This window comes from Maribacter arcticus, assembly GCF_900167935.1.
Classification (GTDB): Bacteria; Bacteroidota; Bacteroidia; order Flavobacteriales; family Flavobacteriaceae; genus Maribacter; species Maribacter arcticus.
Genome location: NZ_FUYL01000001.1, coordinates 130,649 through 147,525, shown reverse-complemented (window position 1 = coordinate 147,525; position 16,877 = coordinate 130,649). Strand labels below are relative to the sequence as shown.

Annotated in this window: 14 protein-coding genes and 1 other RNA gene; 9 read left to right on the top strand and 6 right to left on the bottom strand. The window is 36.0% G+C overall.

Annotated features, from left to right (window positions below):
• Positions 1-19: 19 nt before the first annotated feature.
• The 4 genes from B5X55_RS00715 to B5X55_RS00700 form a co-directional block, all read right to left on the bottom strand.
• The gene (locus tag B5X55_RS00715) at positions 20-808 is read right to left on the bottom strand and encodes an SDR family NAD(P)-dependent oxidoreductase (protein WP_079510480.1); all 789 of its coding nucleotides are present in this window, start codon (positions 806-808) and stop codon (positions 20-22) included.
• Between the two features lie 292 nt (positions 809-1,100).
• Positions 1,101-2,900: a translational GTPase TypA gene (gene typA / locus B5X55_RS00710; RefSeq protein WP_200811573.1), complete on the bottom strand. Its 1,800-nt coding sequence runs from the start codon at positions 2,898-2,900 to the stop codon at positions 1,101-1,103.
• 200 nt (positions 2,901-3,100) lie between these two features.
• On the bottom strand, positions 3,101-3,682 hold the full coding sequence (locus B5X55_RS00705) for a hypothetical protein (RefSeq protein ID WP_079510479.1): 582 nt from the start codon (positions 3,680-3,682) through the stop codon (positions 3,101-3,103).
• 89 nt (positions 3,683-3,771) lie between these two features.
• Positions 3,772-4,230 (bottom strand): hypothetical protein, encoded by a 459-nt coding sequence (locus tag B5X55_RS00700; RefSeq protein ID WP_143814371.1) that lies wholly within the window; start codon positions 4,228-4,230, stop codon positions 3,772-3,774.
• A 192-nt stretch (positions 4,231-4,422) separates the two neighbouring features.
• Here B5X55_RS00700 and kdsA point away from each other — a divergent pair, with 192 nt between their 5' ends.
• Positions 4,423-5,241 carry a 3-deoxy-8-phosphooctulonate synthase gene (gene kdsA, locus B5X55_RS00695; protein ID WP_079510477.1) on the top strand — a complete coding sequence of 273 codons (819 nt, stop codon included), beginning with the start codon at positions 4,423-4,425 and terminating at the stop codon, positions 5,239-5,241.
• On the opposite strand, the gene B5X55_RS00690 is transcribed toward kdsA, so the two are convergent.
• Positions 5,238-5,618, bottom strand: coding sequence for a DUF1801 domain-containing protein (locus B5X55_RS00690; RefSeq protein WP_079510476.1), 381 nt, complete (start codon positions 5,616-5,618; stop codon positions 5,238-5,240). The two genes, kdsA and B5X55_RS00690, sit on opposite strands and share 4 nt — an antisense overlap.
• Before the next feature lie 78 nt (positions 5,619-5,696).
• Here B5X55_RS00690 and B5X55_RS00685 point away from each other — a divergent pair, with 78 nt between their 5' ends.
• From B5X55_RS00685 to B5X55_RS00675, 3 genes are all read left to right on the top strand, one after another.
• Positions 5,697-6,602, top strand: coding sequence for a phospholipase A (locus B5X55_RS00685; protein ID WP_079510475.1), 906 nt, complete (start codon positions 5,697-5,699; stop codon positions 6,600-6,602).
• 200 nt (positions 6,603-6,802) lie between these two features.
• Positions 6,803-7,978: a serine hydrolase domain-containing protein gene (locus tag B5X55_RS00680; RefSeq protein ID WP_079510474.1), complete on the top strand. Its 1,176-nt coding sequence runs from the start codon at positions 6,803-6,805 to the stop codon at positions 7,976-7,978.
• Between the two features lie 50 nt (positions 7,979-8,028).
• The gene (locus B5X55_RS00675) at positions 8,029-9,141 is read left to right on the top strand and encodes an Sb-PDE family phosphodiesterase (RefSeq protein WP_079510473.1); all 1,113 of its coding nucleotides are present in this window, start codon (positions 8,029-8,031) and stop codon (positions 9,139-9,141) included.
• Between the two features lie 86 nt (positions 9,142-9,227).
• Here B5X55_RS00675 and B5X55_RS00670 read toward each other — a convergent pair whose 3' ends face one another.
• Positions 9,228-10,433: an NAD(P)-dependent oxidoreductase gene (locus B5X55_RS00670; RefSeq protein ID WP_079510472.1), complete on the bottom strand. Its 1,206-nt coding sequence runs from the start codon at positions 10,431-10,433 to the stop codon at positions 9,228-9,230.
• A 208-nt stretch (positions 10,434-10,641) separates the two neighbouring features.
• On the opposite strand from B5X55_RS00670, the gene ssrA reads away from it, so the two are divergent.
• The 5 genes from ssrA (at position 10,642) to B5X55_RS00645 (ending at position 16,864) form a co-directional block, all read left to right on the top strand.
• Positions 10,642-11,042, top strand: a transfer-messenger RNA (tmRNA) gene (gene ssrA / locus B5X55_RS00665).
• Positions 11,043-11,280: 238 nt separating this feature from the next.
• Positions 11,281-12,516, top strand: coding sequence for a site-specific integrase (locus B5X55_RS00660; RefSeq protein ID WP_079510471.1), 1,236 nt, complete (start codon positions 11,281-11,283; stop codon positions 12,514-12,516).
• A 49-nt stretch (positions 12,517-12,565) separates the two neighbouring features.
• Positions 12,566-12,676 (top strand): integrase core domain-containing protein, encoded by a 111-nt coding sequence (locus B5X55_RS19240; RefSeq protein ID WP_079511066.1) that lies wholly within the window; start codon positions 12,566-12,568, stop codon positions 12,674-12,676.
• A 456-nt stretch (positions 12,677-13,132) separates the two neighbouring features.
• Entirely contained in the window at positions 13,133-15,454 is a 2,322-nt protein-coding gene (locus tag B5X55_RS00650) for a LamG domain-containing protein (protein ID WP_143814370.1), read from the top strand.
• Between the two features lie 141 nt (positions 15,455-15,595).
• A complete protein-coding gene (locus B5X55_RS00645; protein ID WP_079510469.1) occupies positions 15,596-16,864 on the top strand; it encodes a Gfo/Idh/MocA family oxidoreductase in 1,269 nt (422 codons plus the stop codon).
• Positions 16,865-16,877 lie beyond the last annotated feature (13 nt).

The following is a 16,877-nucleotide window of genomic DNA, read 5'->3' as shown; positions in this document are numbered from 1 at the left end:
GTTGGTTATCAAGTATAAATCACACGGCTTTATGATCTAAACTAGCTGTTTTACGTTGCTCATAATTTTGTGCCACCAGCATATCAAGTTCTGCTGGAGCCTCAAAATTCAAACGATTTTCTTTAAGTCGTTCCTCACCACCAAAAATTACTTGAATTTCTTTATTCATCATACCTTGTATGGAGCTTTCGGCTACAAACTCTGGTGAATCCATTTTTCTGCCTTTGAATTTTTGCATCATATCGGTATCTGTCGCAGTCGGAAATGCGCATGTTACAGAAATATTAAAAGGAGCAAGCTCTCTTCGCATAGAATCTGAAAACTGACGAATAGCAGCTTTTGTGCTTCCATAGACCGAATAGAAAGGCATTCCGATTAATCCCAATCCTGAAGAGATATTCAAAATAGCCCCTTCTTCTGCAGATTTTAAAAGTGGAATACAATATTTGGTTAATAAAAGTACTGCTGTAAAATTGATAGCTACTTGATCGTATACATCTTCATCTTGAATATCTTCTAAAGGACCTGCAGAAACGATACCTGCATTATTAATCAAGATATCTAAATGACCCCACTTATCTTCTATTCGCGCTACAGCTTCGCGCAAAACCTCAATATTGGCTACATCACCCGTAATTTTTAAAAATTTCACTCCTTCAAATTCTTGTGATAATTTTTTTAAGTTTTCCTTATCTCGTGCAATCACAGCAATCTTGCTAACACCACCTTTAATAAGTTCTTGTATCATACATTTTCCAATTCCTCTAGTACCACCAGTTATGAGTACATTTTTTCCTTCTAGTTGCATCCTATTTTTAGTTTGAGTTGCGTTTAAATCGTACTTTAAATTAGATAAAATTCACACTCAAAACGAAGAAAAATAAAGTATGAATGAATTATTAAGAAAGTAGGAAAATGAAACCTAATATTTTACATTATTCTTAATCAATCGATATTAATTAGTGACTTATAAGACTGATTGCCAGCACGAACATTTAATTTCACCCTTACCCTTGATAAACAGAATTAAAAAAGCCACCTTAAAAAGGTGGCTCATTGTATTCAAATTAAAAAGCCCCTTAAAAGAGAGGCTTTAGAAATTATGCTATTTTATTACGCTTACGTTCATTCTCCGTTAAGTAAATCTTACGAAGACGTAAATGTTTTGGAGTAACCTCTACATACTCATCTTTCTGAATATATTCTAAAGCTTCCTCTAAAGAAAACTTAATTGCAGGTACAATTTTAGCCTTATCATCTGCTCCTGAAGAACGAACGTTTGACATCTTTTTAGTTTTCGTAATATTCACGGTCATATCATCACCACGAGAATTTTCACCGATTACTTGACCTTCATAAATATCTTCACCTGGATCAACGAAGAACTTACCACGATCCTGTAATTTATCGATAGAATATGGAATTGCTTTTCCTCTTTCCATAGAAACCAAAGAACCATTTTGACGTTGAGGAATATCACCTTTCATTGGTTGATATTCTAAAAAGCGGTGTGCCATAATAGCCTCACCAGCCGTTGCAGTCAATAATTGGTTACGAAGACCAATAATACCACGTGATGGAATTTGGAACTCGCACAACATACGATTTCCTTTTGCTTCCATCTTGGTCATTTCACCTTTACGGATAGAAACCATTTCTACAGCCTTACCAGAAACCTCATCTGGCAAATCGATAGTTAAATGCTCGATTGGTTCACATTTTACACCATCAATTTCCTTAATGATTACTTGTGGCTGCCCAATCTGCATTTCATAACCTTCACGCCTCATAGTTTCAATTAAAACAGAAAGGTGTAATACACCACGACCGAATACTAAAAACTTATCAGCACTATCAGTAGGATTCACACGTAAGGCAAGGTTTTTTTCCAATTCTCTTGCCAAACGATCCTTAATATGCCTTGATGTTACAAATTTACCATCCTGTCCAAAAAACGGACTATCGTTAATGGTAAATAACATACTCATTGTAGGTTCGTCAATAGTAATAGTTTTCAACGCTTCAGGATTTTCTAAATCAGCAACAGTATCACCAATTTCAAATCCTTCTACACCTACTAAAGCACATATATCACCTGTTTCAACTTCTTGTACTTTCTTACGACCAAGTCCTTCAAAAATAAAAAGTTCTTTAATTCTAGATTTTACAATAGATCCATCACGTTTCACCAAAGAAATCTGTTGTCCTTCTTTTAAAGTTCCTCTTTGTAATCTACCAATAGCTATTCTACCAGTGAATGAAGAGAAATCTAAAGATGTAATCAACATTTGAGTATTTCCTTCCTTAGGCTCGAAAGTAGGCACGTGCTCAATCACCATATCTAAAAGTGGCTCGATATTATCGGTTTCATTTCTCCAATCATCACTCATCCAATTGTTCTTTGCAGAACCATAAACCGTAGGAAAATCTAATTGCCATTCTTCAGCACCTAGTTCGAACATTAAATCGAAAACTTTTTCATGTACCTCTTCTGGAGTACAGTTTTCCTTATCTACCTTATTTATAACTACGCAAGGCTTTAAACCTAAATCAATAGCTTTCTGTAATACAAAACGAGTTTGCGGCATTGGTCCTTCAAATGCATCTACCAATAACAAAACACCATCTGCCATGTTCAATACACGTTCAACTTCACCACCGAAATCGGCGTGACCAGGAGTATCGATAATATTTATTTTAGTATCTTTATATATAACTGAAACATTTTTGGAAGTAATGGTAATACCACGTTCTCTTTCCAAATCGTTATTATCCAAAATTAAATCGCCTGTATTCTCGTTTTCACGAAACAAGCTACAGTGGTACATTATTTTATCAACCAAGGTGGTTTTACCGTGGTCAACGTGCGCAATGATCGCAATATTCTTTGTAGTGGACATAATGTCTATTTTAAGCGTGCAAAGATACTTCAATTTTCAATAGCTACACTTAATCTTATGATATTTTTATCTTATTGATTTTGAGAGGGTTCTGTCACTTATTAAGAACTTTTTAGTAATACTAATCCCTCAATCAAATTGAGCGTCTTTTAAAATATGTAGAAAAGCTATCATTTCATTACAAAAACTAGCCATCTTATTTAATCAAAAACAGGTTTTCTAGATTTTCGTTTCGTAGCAACCCAACCAAATTTAAAACTCACCAAAGGACCATAACCATCTGGTACTCCGTCACCTTTATAGAACCCTGCACCTAATTCTGCATTGAAATTAAACCCTTTTGGATAGGTACGTTGAATACCATACACCATCCCATAAAAACCTAAGTTAAAATCATCGGGTCCTTCGATATTGGTAGAAAGTCGTAATTGGGAAAAAAATATTGCTTGTGCAGCGGCAATGTAGTTTCCAGAATTACCAGAAACATTTTTATCTCGATTTATTCGTCTATTGAAATTATGGTAGTATCGATATCTATTGTTCATTGCTAAACCATAGGCATAGCCTTCCCCGTATGTGGCTGCACCCAAGCCTACATCAGTTGAAACGGTTTGATTTCTAAACAATCCGATTTCATAACTAATACCAGGGCTAAATAGGTCAAACTTGAATTGATGCCGTTCTAGATTAACGATTCCTGAACCTTTCTCAGTTATTCCATTGATTTGAGAATACCCAAAACTCACAATAAAAAACAGGAGAATTAGCGTGATTTTCTTCATGTGATTAGATCAAAGATGCATTTAAAACTAATCGTTTAAAAAAACGTAAGCACTTGATTTAATGAAATATTATGATTTTTAATGGTAGGTTACCGACCTACACACCAGCGTTTCTCACTAACAATCCAACCAATACTTAAATTGGCAACCGGATATATAGCACTATCAAATTGCCCCAAATAATACGCAGCACCCACATCAACAGAAAAATTGAATCCCGAATCGAAGCTACGTTGTAAGCCAGTAACTACGCCTGTATAACCAAAGGCACCTTTTACAATCTCATTTTCTATTGTACGCGTTCCCGGAAAAAAGACGGCAGCTGCAGGAGCTACATAATTTGCCGAGTTACCATAAATCTGTTTTCTATTTCGTTGTCGTTTTTCGAAATTATAATAGTAGCGATATTGGCCAGCTATTGCCGGTAGAAATGCCAACTCTTCATATACATCTGGCAGAAGCGGATCTAATGCAACTTGCAAGCCAGCCTTAACATCAATAGTAGTATTGGTTCCTAAAGCCATCTCATATTCAAACCCAGGATTCATCAAGTTAATTTTCACCTGCCTTAATTCACAATTTTTTCCAAATTGAGCATTCGATTGGCTTATTACTACAAATAATAAAAACAGAGCTGAACTATATTTAGAAAACATTTTCAAATTGGGATTTGGACAATCTTATCCATATAGAACAGGTAGCTTCTGAAAATAGTATCTTTGTTCAAAAATATTCGACGAATGAACCTATCTCTAATACCCCAAATAAAACATACCGATAGCAATAACTTTTTTTTACTTTCTGGCCCTTGTGCCATAGAGGGTGAAGATATGGCGCTGCGTATTGCAGAGCATATTGTTACCATAACTGATGACCTTAAAATTCCTTATGTTTTTAAAGGAAGTTTTAAAAAAGCAAACCGTAGTCGGTTGGATTCATTTACGGGTATTGGGGATGAAAAGGCATTGAAGATTTTACGTAAAGTTTCTGAAACATTTAAAATTCCGACCGTAACGGATATTCATACAGAACAAGATGCCGTTATGGCCGCTGAATATGTAGATGTGCTACAAATTCCTGCTTTTTTAGCTCGCCAAACAGATTTAGTGGTTGCAGCTGCTGAAACAGGCAAAACTGTAAACATCAAAAAGGGACAATTTATGAGTCCCGAAAGCATGAAACATGCTGTAAATAAAGTTACCGAAACCGGCAACCAACAAGCTATTATTACAGACCGTGGTACTATGTTCGGTTACCAAGATATGATTGTTGATTTTAGAGGTGTACCGACCATGAAACAATATGCCCCTGTAGTTTTAGATGTAACCCATTCATTACAACAACCAAATCAAACTTCGGGTGTTACAGGCGGTAGACCAGCATTAATAGGTACTATGGCACGAGCAGGTATTGCTGCAGGTGTTGACGGGCTTTTCATAGAATCCCATTTCGATTGTGCCAATGCAAAAAGTGATGGTGCCAATATGCTTGACTTGGGATTGATGAAAAAATTATTGACCGATTTGGTTGCGCTTAGAACCGTAGTAAATCAGTTTTAACGTAAATCTTTTCGCTTATAAAATCCGTTTTGGCGAACTGAATACGCATCTTTCAGTACATCGATTAGAATATGGTCATCTATCTCTTCTAGGGTAGAGTAACGTAATGAACGTACTACCTTTCGTTTTTCTGAAATTAATACGTTCAAATGTTTAGTAAGGTGTGCAGAATTCCAAAAGGCAATGTCCACAAACTGCTTTTTATGAGACGCATTCAGGTAACAAATAGGTGATTTACCAATGTAAAAGCATGGAATATTCCATTTATATTTTAATTCTACCTCGGGCAATGTGAGCTCAATTTGCATTTGCAAATGTATTAAGATACCCCTGTAGGGTTCTGGCTGGTTTAAAATATATTCCTCGGCCGGTTTCATGAGTGAATTTCCATTAATTCGTTAAAGGCTACTTGTAACGATTTCAAATATATAGTTTTGCGTTTTTAAAATGTTTTAATGTTCAAAAAAATAACTTTCGTATCTAGCTTTATTATTTTCTTTTCTAACCCCTTCAATATATTTGCACAAGATCTTAAAGAACAGAATTGGATAGGTAAGAATAGTAAAAACCTATCTGAGTTATGGGAATTAGGAGATGAGTATCATAGAGGCACCTTTTTAATTACCACTTACAAACCCATATACCTTACCGTTGCAAAATATTCCACTAATCCTAACGAATTTCCAGTAGCCGAAAACTCTACTAAAGTTTTAGATGCCCCATTGAGTTTAAATGCGGTAGAAGCAAAATTTCAGGTTAGCTTAAAAACAAAAATTTTTCATAATATGTTAGATGGCCATATGGATTTATGGATGGGATACTCACAAACCGCATACTGGCAAATCTATAATACAGAACGCTCAAGACCATTTAGAGAACTAAATTATCAACCAGAAATTATAGCCAACTTCCCAGTTAAATTTAAGTTTCTTGGGTTCGATCTAAAAATGGTAGGAGCCGCAATAATTCATGAGTCAAATGGTCAATCTGACCCTATTTCCAGAAGCTGGAACAGAATTGCTTTTCATGCTGGTTTTGAACGTAACAATTGGCAGATTATGCTAAAACCATGGATAAGAATAGGTAGCAAGATTGACGATAACGAGAACATTTCAGATTATATTGGAAGAGGCGAAGCTAACATCACCTACGATTTAGGACGACAACGGTTTAGAGCCATTGCGCGACATTCATTAAATTATGGAGCTAAAAGTAGAGGTAGTATACAATTGAATTGGTCATTCCCAATTTTTGAGAATTTCAATGGTCACCTACAATTATTTGATGGGTATGGGGAAACCCTAATCGATTACAATCATAGACAAACAACCATTGGCATTGGCGTGTCATTAATCAATTAAATCTTAATAAGCAGTTGGTGTTTTTTGACTGTTCTTGAATGGTTAAACTGTTTTAATTACTACAGCGTAAGTTCGTATGTTAAATATTTACTTCATCTTTGAACACAAGATTGTAAGAATAATTACAAGTATTTCTATAGTAGTTTAAAATACGTATCTTTTATAGGATAATTCTCTTTCGAACCTAAAATAAGCACATCATGGTTAGTAATGAAAAAATTATTCCAATAATTTTATTGCTATTAATTTTTCACTCCTGTAAAAGTGATGACAGTGACCTTTATACAGAACCAACTAATGGTATAGAAATTGGCACGGAGACCGATGAATCTAATACAGGCGAAAGTTCAAGTGTTTCTAACGCAAGCTTAGAAGATATCACTTCAGGTTTCAGACAACTAATGCTTATTTATGGATTTCCAGGTGCTCAAGTTGCTATCACGCGAAATAATAAAATAGTGTATTTAGAGTCTTTTGGTAAAGCAGATATTGATGCTGAAATTGCTGTTGATGATAATTCACAATTTAGAATTGCGAATATATCGAAGCCCATAACCTTAACTGCAATTTCAAAACTTGTAGCAGATGGTCAATTATCATTAAATGATCGTGTATTTGGGCCTTCATCAATTTTAGGAACAGAATTTGGAGTCTTGCCCTACGATTCTGAAGAAGAATCTATTACTATTGAACACCTCGTTGAGCACACCGCGGGTTTTACAAATTCACCCTTCGATATTATGTTCGACGATAATGCTTTAACACAAGAGGAGCTTATTGCTAAGGTATTGGACGAAAGATCATTATCTTCTTCACCAGGTAGTACCTACGGATTTTCAAATTTCGGATACAGTCTTTTAGGTCGTGTTATCGAGAAAGTTACCGGCAAATCTTATGAGTCTTACGTTAAGGAATTTATATTAGCCCCTATGGAAATATCGAAGATGACGATAGGTGTAAATAGTAAATCTGAAAGCACAAAACAAGAGGTTACGTATTATACCAACTTTTCTAATCCATATATCAATCCATATGGTATAAATATTAAGCGAATGGATTCTCATGGTGGATGGATAGCTTCTGCAAAAGATTTAGCATTATTTGCAATGAAGTCTGACAATGAAGCCTCAATTCCTGACCTACTAGACCCTATAGATAAACTTAGCTACTTAAAACGAGATAGTTGGAATCATAATGGCTATTTACCAGGTAGTATAAGTGTATTGCAGGTCGGTTATCCAACTTCATATGTGGTGTTGGTTAATAAAAGTGCTCCAGACTATCTTGAAATTATTCAGGCAATTCGAAATTTTATGAGAGAAAAAGTAGAAGGCCGAACAGACTGGCCAAAAACAGACGTGGTAAATGACTTATAATTTAAAGCAATTTTAGTACATTACTAAATACCAATAAACAACCTAAGACCATGAAAAAATCGATTTTAATTATTGCTTTATTGTCCATTAGTTTTCTGCATTCACAGGCCCATAGCCATTTATCAGCTAAACCTTTGTCTTTTCCTGATATTCCTGGCTATAAAAGCTTGAAGACTGATTTACATATTCACACCGTTTTTTCTGACGGATATGTTTGGCCTAATATTCGTGTGATGGAAGCATTACGTGACAACTTAGATGCTATCTCACTAACAGAACATTTAGAGTACCAACCTCATCTAGACGATATTCCACACCCAGATAGAAATAGGTCTTATACAATTGCGTTAGAAGAGGCTAAAGAGCATGACTTACTTATTGTTCATGGTTCTGAAATTACCAGAAGTGCACCTATGGGCCATAATAATGCTGTCTTTATAAAAGATGCAAACCCTATTCTTCAAGATAAAGCAGAAGATGCATTCGCAGAAGCCAAAAAACAAGGAGCATTTGTATTTTGGAACCACCCAGCATGGCATAATCAAGCACCACAGGGCAACCCGATTCTAAGCGATTTTCAAAAAGAACGAATTAAAAAAGGAGAGCTGCACGGCATTGAGGTTATTAACTCGGTAGATTATGCACAAGAATCGTTGGCATTGGCTTTAGAACATCATTTAACCATAATGGGTACCAGTGACATTCACGGACTCATTAATTGGGATTATACAGAAAAAGGAAATCAAAGGCCTATTACATTGGTGTTTGCAAAAGAGCGAAGTATTACTAGCCTACAAGAAGCGTTATTTGCTGGTAGAACTGTTGCTATTTACAATGATTTATTGGTAGGCAAATCAGAATTTTTAGTACCGCTTTTGAAGGCGAGTATTACTGTAGAAAAAGCTAGCTATGTCAAAAACACTCAAGTTTTAGAATTAGAATTAAAGAATGTGACTAGTAGTGATTTACAGTTTCAAAACGAGTCTGAATACTCGTTTTATGACAGTTCACCAGTTTTTGAAATAAAGACGGGTGAAACAAAAAAAGTATCGATAAAAACATTGGTCCAAAAAGATGAAATCACTTTAAAATTAAAAGCCATAGGATGTTTTACAGCACCTAATACACAGCCTATTATTCAATGGGCTATTAAGACAAAATAGAATTCATCAACTGTTTTATCAGACTTCTTGATAACCTCAACCATATCAAAATGATTTTGATTTGGTTGAGGTTAAATGAAAACTAGCTATTCCTTACCATCTACATAATCTTGCAAGTAAGCAAAACGCTCAGTCAATTTTCCATTCTGAGTCATGCGTGCTCTTTGTAGAACTCCGTCTTTATCTTCATTAAAAAAGGCAGGGATTACATTTTTAATGAACGCTTCACCAAAGCCTTCACTTGCATCTCTGGGAAGCTCGCAAGGTAAATTATCAACTGCCATAACAGCAATAGCTTCTTTATGTTTAAAATCTGTTTCAGATTCAGAAACTGCATCGTAGCCATAAATTGGCTCTGCTATAGTAGAAGGTCGTATTGTTGTCGCTACAGGGCCATCAATATCACAGCTCACATCGGCTACTACACGAATTTTAAAATCAGGATGCTTAGCATCTTCCCTAGTAAAAAGATATGGTGAACCTTGACCATAAAAATGACCTGCAATATAAAAATCAGTCAACTTTGCAAAACGGAAAAAGTTGGACTTATATTCTGCCGGGTTAGCAAAGAAATCGGCCTTAGTACCGCGAACACCATCTTTTCTTTTATTGTATTCCCCTGCATCTATTTGACAATAGACCGGTTCATTAAATGTTTCTTCGAGATATTCAGAAATAGTTACACGCCGCATTCCCATACCGTCAAGCATTTCTCTAGCACCATTACCAACTCTACCCCTACCAGTTAAAAGCACTTTAATACCTGGTAATCTAAGTTTTTTAAGTTCAGCAATTAACGCTTCTTGGTCAGCCAAATCGTTAGCTTTTGGCAAATTGAACAATCCGAATTTGAGTCCGTATGCTCTAAAACCATTATAAGCTCCAACAATACCCGCATACCTGCCAAATGCAACTACACGTTGTTCTAGTTTGTTGGTAATGACTTCATGATCATAAAGTTCAATATTCTTATCTAATACCGCCTGTAACAAATCTCTATTATAAGGTTGCTTTTTAATGGTATGAGAAAAGAAAAAATACTTTTTGTTTGGAATTAACGCATCGATAGGAACTTCCTTAACTCCTAAAAGCACATCACAATCAGCCATTTCATCGGCCACAGTAACGCCTAGGTTTTTATACATATCATCGGAATACGCACGAATTGGTGACGGCTCTACTATCAATACTGCCTTTTTGTGTGATTTCAAGACTTTTTGACAGGCCAATGGTGATAGTACTACACGCTTATCTGGTGGATTTTTACGTTCTCTAATGATTCCGAACTTCATATATGGTTTGGTATAAATATTGCACTAAATTATACAATTAGATACACAATGGCTTAGGTCGTAATAAAAATTATAGGGGTTCGTAAACTTTTGTTAGCTTTGCTGCCCGCGTTAGAGAATGAGGCGATTAGAAAGTACAGCCGAAAGCCCGACCTTTTTGCAAAAAAGGGAACGCACAAATAGAGAATACGAAGTTCATTAACATATTGGGGCCGACCGGTTTTGACAGCGAGACTAGTTGGAATGTAAGCATGCCGAGCGCTGAGAAACAGCTCGTTAATATCATTTTTCACACTTTTAATTGGCGAAAATAATTACGCTCTTGCCGCTTAATCCGAATTACAGTAGGATTTAGCCTCGTCCCTACTAGGTAGGGAAGCGAGATGTTCCTGAACAGCCCTTGTTGATGGCGGTTCTTATAGGAGCACCAGAAAAGTCAACATAAGGATACCTGCTCGCTTTGGTGGTATCACTAAAACCTTAAGAAGATAAGTTTGTATTGGGCGGTTTCTGGTCAGGTACTTATCGAAAATTAATCAGATACTACGCATGTAGAAAGCATTTTAATTACTTGTTTGGACGAGGGTTCGAATCCCTCCGGCTCCACTGAAATGGTATCATTTAAAACCATAAACCCTGTAACTCTATGATTTACAGGGTTTTTTATTTTTAATAACATCGTTTGATATCAAATAATACTATATAAAAAGTCACCTAATCGACACCTATTTTTAAAATACAAAAATGGTGTCGATTTCTTTGTAATTAATTCTTTTTTAGATATTTACAGAATTATAAAATTTCTTTTTAATACCTTTATTTAGCACTAATCGATACCTATTTTCTAATGAATTCATTTTCTGTACTTTTTTACCTCAAAGATGAACGTCGCGACAAGAACGGAAAAGCTGGCTTATACCTAAGGATTACGGTAGATGGTAGACGAACGTCTATCAGTTTAAATCGAAAGATAGACCCACCCAAATGGGATTCTAGAATGAACAAATTAAAGGGGAAGGGTCATGAAGCTGAAGAGTTAAATCGTTTTATGGCCACTATCAGACACAAGGTCAATAAGATTCAGCATAATCTTATTGAGGAAGGCGAACCGTTTACGGTACATGAGGTTAAAGAAAAATATTTAGGAAAGGATAAAAAATACAAAATGTTGCTCCAACTCTTTGACGAACATAATCAACAGATGGAAAAATTGGTCGGGGTTGAATTTGCCCTTGGCACGTGGAAACGATATTTTACTACCAGAAATCATGTAGCCGAATATGTAAATTTAGAATATCGGAAAAATGATGTTCCTGTTAAAAACATCGATTTAAAATTCATCAAAGGTTTTGAATATTTCTTAAAGGTAACCAAGGCTTGTAATCACAATTCTGCCCTAAAGTATGTGAACAACTTTAAAAAAATAGTACGGATTGCCGTTGCCAATGATTGGCTCGCCAAAGACCCTTTCTACAATTACAAAGTGCAATTCAAGACTGTAGAACGTGAGTTTCTGTCAAAAGATGAGCTGCAATGCCTCATAGACAAAGAAATTAAAAGCGAGCGATTAGGTGTTGTCAGAGATATGTTTGTACTTTGCTGTTTTACAGGCCTAGCTTACATAGATGTTCAAACATTGAAACCAGAGGAAATTCACCAAAATGAAGACGGTAGTTTTTATATAAAATCCAAACGTTCTAAAACAGATACCGGTTTTACCATTCCGCTCTTACCTACTGCCATAGCCATCATAAAAAAATACAAAAACCACCCCAAAGTGGTCAATAAAGATTGTGTGATTCCCGTATTGAGCAATCAAAAGTCAAACGCGTACCTTAAAGAAATTGCAGACCGCTGTGATATTAAAAAAAACCTGACCACCCACCTAGCCAGACATACGTTTGCCACTACAGTTACCTTGACTAATGGCGTGCCTATTGAAACCGTGGGGAAAATGTTAGGGCATAAAAATTTGCGGACTACCCAGCATTATGCCAAGATTATTGATTCTAAAGTAGAAGAGGATATGAAGGCTTTGAGGGACCGGTTGCAATCATCATTAACCAAAAAAAATATCAAATAATTTGTTTTTTCTTTTTGAAAAATCATGCACTTGAGAAAAAGAAGAGGTCATTCTTAATACGTATATATTTGAATACATCGATAAAGTAAAGGAACAGACCCATATTTGGATGAAGGATTACAATCATTATAGACCTCATGAAGCACTAGGGAAAATATAGGGAACTTAATTCTTTGGGGATAGCCCCCAAAGAATTAAAAACAATAACTTTAATGAAGTTTTAGAAAACAAAGCAGTTCTAATTAGGGGAAGCTTACAAACAGGTTTTCTAATTATGAGAAACCAAAAATATTTTATGCCGTCGATGTGTTATTTATGAATCATCTCTTTAAAAGATACGTATTAATTCTACTAATTGCTGTTTCATTTCAATCATCTGCACAAAACACACTTTCAGATACTAAAGTAGATTCTTTACTACTTGTTTTGCGCTTACCTACATTAGACACTATGAGTATAATTAAACCGCACTTTTGAATTGATACTGAAAGTTGGCACTGGGGAAGTTTACAACCATAAAGTTCCCGAAGTAAATCAACATTAAGAATCAAGAGAAATATAAAAATAGCAAATTGATACCCGTTATTTATTTAAATTTGTCTTCTGGATACAAGTTTTGATAAAATTACTTAAATACACTTTCTTCTTAGTTTTAGTAATAGGTATTGCCCATTATGGGAATGCCCAAAGTTATGAAACACTCCCCAACGATAAGAAATTGGCTTTACGTTTGCGGTCGCACGTTTTTTTAAACTTGGACAGTATCCGGTTAAATCGTTTGGAATCCGTCCTGAAAAGTCAAACACCAATCGCCGTAGCTCTTTCCAAAAAAAAATCAGTTAATATTTCATTTTTAGAAGCGTATAAAAAGTACCATGATTCATTGTTGGTGCTTTCAGACAAGAATGTGGCAACTTATATTTCGGAAAGAATCACAATCCTACTTATATCTGATAAGCTAGTGAAAAAATTATTTTTGCAAGATTCTTTGACGCTCATAAAGACCAGGCACCAAACCACGGCAGAAATGTATTTGGTTTCAAGTCAAAAAAGAGATTCATTTCATGCGCAAAACTATTTCGATTTTTGGAACAGTACTGGAAAATTACCCAACTTTATTGAAGCCCAAGAAAATACATTGGCACAAATAGACAGTTTAGTAATAGCCATTAATACCCTTCCAAAGGTTTATGGAATGACCCATACGAAAGAAGGATTACTCCCTAATGTTACGTTCAAAAATTTTCGAAATAGTACCATCTCGGGCTTTTTTTCCTTTCCTGTTTTAGCTACCGAGTCAACACTACCCATTTTGATTCCATATAAAGCTGGGTATAATTTTTCACCAGATATTATCTACACTTCCCAAGAAAACATAAATAATCCCAAGGACTTTATGGGCCTTCCATTAGATATTGATTTTGGCTTTACGGATAGGTTTACATTCGAAAAAAGCATACAAAACAGAATTCGAAAAAATTCAGAAGAGATCATTTCCAATAATGTGGGTATAGTACAAGATAGTACATTGGGAAGCGTAGGGTTCTTCGAAAAGCGAGCGTATGTTGATGCCGGACTAAAAAGTAAATCTGCATTACAATCAGATTTTACTATTACTGCTTGGGTAAAACCTACCGAATTGGGCCGGGCGAACAGTATTCTAGGAAAAGGGGAAAGTTTCATTGTAAAAATACACGATGGTTTTTTGACCTTTACTATGGCAGATATCAAGGACTATATTTCTACATCTTCACTGGTACCATCGAATGAATGGACACATATTGCCTTGGTGTATTCAAAATTGAAAAATGAACTTCTGTTTTATATAAATGGAAAAGAAACGGACCGAATAGTCTTGATATCAGAATACGAACCCTCTAATTTCAATATATTGATTGGAAGCAATTTATGGGAAGAGTTTTTTGTGGGCTATCTTGGGGATATTAAAATTTGGGAAAGGGAGCTCAATACCAAAGAAATTGTGTCTCAGTATACAAATTTCCCTGAGGAAATCTCCACTAATAAGTATCGTTCCCTATGGATTGCGATATCAATCACTTTTTCATCTATACTTTCCTTTCTTTTCTGGAACAAGAGAAGGCGAAAGAAAGCGGGCGAGCCAAAGAAATTATGCCAAGAAACCGCAGTTTCATTAAAAGACATTTACAAATCAAATACCCGTCAAGATTTTAAGCAACGCATACATTGTTTCGGGCCCCTTTGTATTTTTGACGAAGAAGAAATTAATGTTGCCAAAAAGTTTTCGCCAAAATTAAAAGAGGTGTTCTTGGTAATTTTTCTATACAGTCAGAAAAACGGAAAAGGTCTCACCACAAAGCAGCTTACAGAACTACTTTGGCCGGGAATGACAAATCAAGAGGCCAAAAACACCAGGGGAACCACCATTCAAAACCTTAGAACATTGCTTTCCACCTGCCCTGATATCAACCTCGATTTTAGAAACAAGTACTGGTATATGCAAGTCGGGGAAGATTGCTATTTGGATTATCGCCAAGCATTAAATTATATCCGCTATTTTGAAGAAGTGCAGTATGAAACTTCTATTTTGGAAAAAGAACTTCCAAAACTGCTTGCCCTACTTAGCAATGGACGACTGCTCTCATCTAGCAGCAGTTCTTGGTTAGATCCTTTTATTGAAAATTTCACTAATCAAGTTATCGAAGCTTGTACGCTTTATAGTCAAAATCTGAATTATAAAAAACATCAAGAGCTTCTTCTTCAACTTGTCGAAGTAATATACCTTTACGATGACCTCAATGAAATGGCCCTTCGGCTTAAACTTCAAATCTTAATCCAACAGGGCATGTTGAGCCTTGCTCATACGGTTCACGCTAATTTTGCAAAACTATATCTGAAATTGTACAATGTAGAGTACCACCCCTCTTTTAAAGAAATGGTCTCCAAATACCAATCTTGAGATATTTACCCATTAAAATTCTTACCTTTTTCAGATAAATTGAAATAAAACACCCTTTTCTAATAGTATTACCCCATTCATTACCCCCATTAGTACACGGCGTATCGTTTTTTTGTAGTTCTAACTGTAAAAAGTATCTGAATGAAGAAAAAAACAGCAAGTCGAAGAAATTTCATAAAGAAGTCCGCTTTACTTGTAGGCGGTATTACGATTATACCCAGACATGTAATGGGCGGGGTTAATTTTATTCCACCGAGCGATCAACTCACAAAAGCAGTAATCGGAGTTGGCGGAATGGGCCAAGGACATTTGGGATACGAGGGTACCAAACTCTTGGCTATTTGCGATGCAGACGGAAAACACTTGTCAAATACACTTCAGAAAGTAGGAGGTGGCGTAAAGGGATATCGTGACTTTAGGGAAGTCTTGAACAGACCTGATATTGATATCGTTCACATAGCGACGCCTCCACATTGGCACTGCCTTATGTCGATAATGGCAGCGGAAGCAGGTAAAGATGTATGGTGTGAAAAGCCTATGACTCGAACGATAGGGGAAGGCAAACGGGTAGTCGAAGCCATGAAAGAACACGGCAAAATGTTTAGGTTAAATACCTGGTTCCGTTTCAAGGATAATTTTTACGGAATGGGTACTCCTGTCAAAAAACTAAAAAAAGTTGTGGATAGCGGTGCTTTGGGATGGCCATTAAAAGTTACGATAAGCGGTATTACCGGATTCAACTGGAAGTTTTATTGGGTCGGAAAGGAAAATTTAACCCCGCAAGCGGTGCCAGAACATTTCGACTATAATATGTGGTTAGGGCCTGCACCCGAAAAACCGTATCATCCGCATAGAACACATTCTACTTTTAGAGGATACTGGGATTATGATGGTGGAGGATTAGGGGATATGGGTCAGCACTATATCGACCCAGTACAATACTTTTTGGGAAAAGACAATACCAGTCCTGTGAAAGTCGAAGTAGATGCCCCACAGCAACATTATGATGCCATAGGTACTTGGAGGAAAATCACATTCACCTATGCCGACGGTTGCCAAATCATATTGGACGGTGAAAACGGAGACAAAAACGCCGCTTATATAGAAGGCCCTAACGGAAAGATTTACAATGGTTTTAAATCGACCATCCCCAATATTGAAGGGATTATCAACAGCATTCCCGACCCAGAAGAGCAGATCACAACTTTTTCAGAATCTGTTAAAACACGTCAAAAGTTTGCCTTGAACGAAGAAAACGGACATCGCTCGGCAACGGTTGTAAATATGGGGATTATAGCTCTCCGATTGGGAAGAACCTTAGAATTTGACCCCATAAAACAAGAGTTCATTAACGACGAGGAAGCCAATAGATTAATAGATCAACCAACAAGAACATCATGGGCTTACTAATTATTAACCATTC

What these genes read in the sequence shown, in the direction of transcription:
- B5X55_RS00715 (WP_079510480.1), bottom strand. Translation starts at nt 808, where the DNA reads ATGCAACTAGAAGGAAAAAATGTACTCATAACTGGTGGTACTAGAGGA.
- B5X55_RS00645 (WP_079510469.1), top strand. Translation starts at nt 15,596, where the DNA reads ATGAAGAAAAAAACAGCAAGTCGAAGAAATTTCATAAAGAAGTCCGCT.
- B5X55_RS00680 (WP_079510474.1), top strand. Translation starts at nt 6,803, where the DNA reads ATGGTTAGTAATGAAAAAATTATTCCAATAATTTTATTGCTATTAATT.
- B5X55_RS00705 (WP_079510479.1), bottom strand. Translation starts at nt 3,682, where the DNA reads ATGAAGAAAATCACGCTAATTCTCCTGTTTTTTATTGTGAGTTTTGGG.
- B5X55_RS00690 (WP_079510476.1), bottom strand. Translation starts at nt 5,618, where the DNA reads ATGAAACCGGCCGAGGAATATATTTTAAACCAGCCAGAACCCTACAGG.
- typA (WP_200811573.1), bottom strand. Translation starts at nt 2,900, where the DNA reads ATGTCCACTACAAAGAATATTGCGATCATTGCGCACGTTGACCACGGT.
- B5X55_RS00675 (WP_079510473.1), top strand. Translation starts at nt 8,029, where the DNA reads ATGAAAAAATCGATTTTAATTATTGCTTTATTGTCCATTAGTTTTCTG.
- B5X55_RS00660 (WP_079510471.1), top strand. Translation starts at nt 11,281, where the DNA reads ATGAATTCATTTTCTGTACTTTTTTACCTCAAAGATGAACGTCGCGAC.
- B5X55_RS00700 (WP_143814371.1), bottom strand. Translation starts at nt 4,230, where the DNA reads ATGAATCCTGGGTTTGAATATGAGATGGCTTTAGGAACCAATACTACT.
- B5X55_RS00685 (WP_079510475.1), top strand. Translation starts at nt 5,697, where the DNA reads ATGTTCAAAAAAATAACTTTCGTATCTAGCTTTATTATTTTCTTTTCT.
- kdsA (WP_079510477.1), top strand. Translation starts at nt 4,423, where the DNA reads ATGAACCTATCTCTAATACCCCAAATAAAACATACCGATAGCAATAAC.
- B5X55_RS00670 (WP_079510472.1), bottom strand. Translation starts at nt 10,433, where the DNA reads ATGAAGTTCGGAATCATTAGAGAACGTAAAAATCCACCAGATAAGCGT.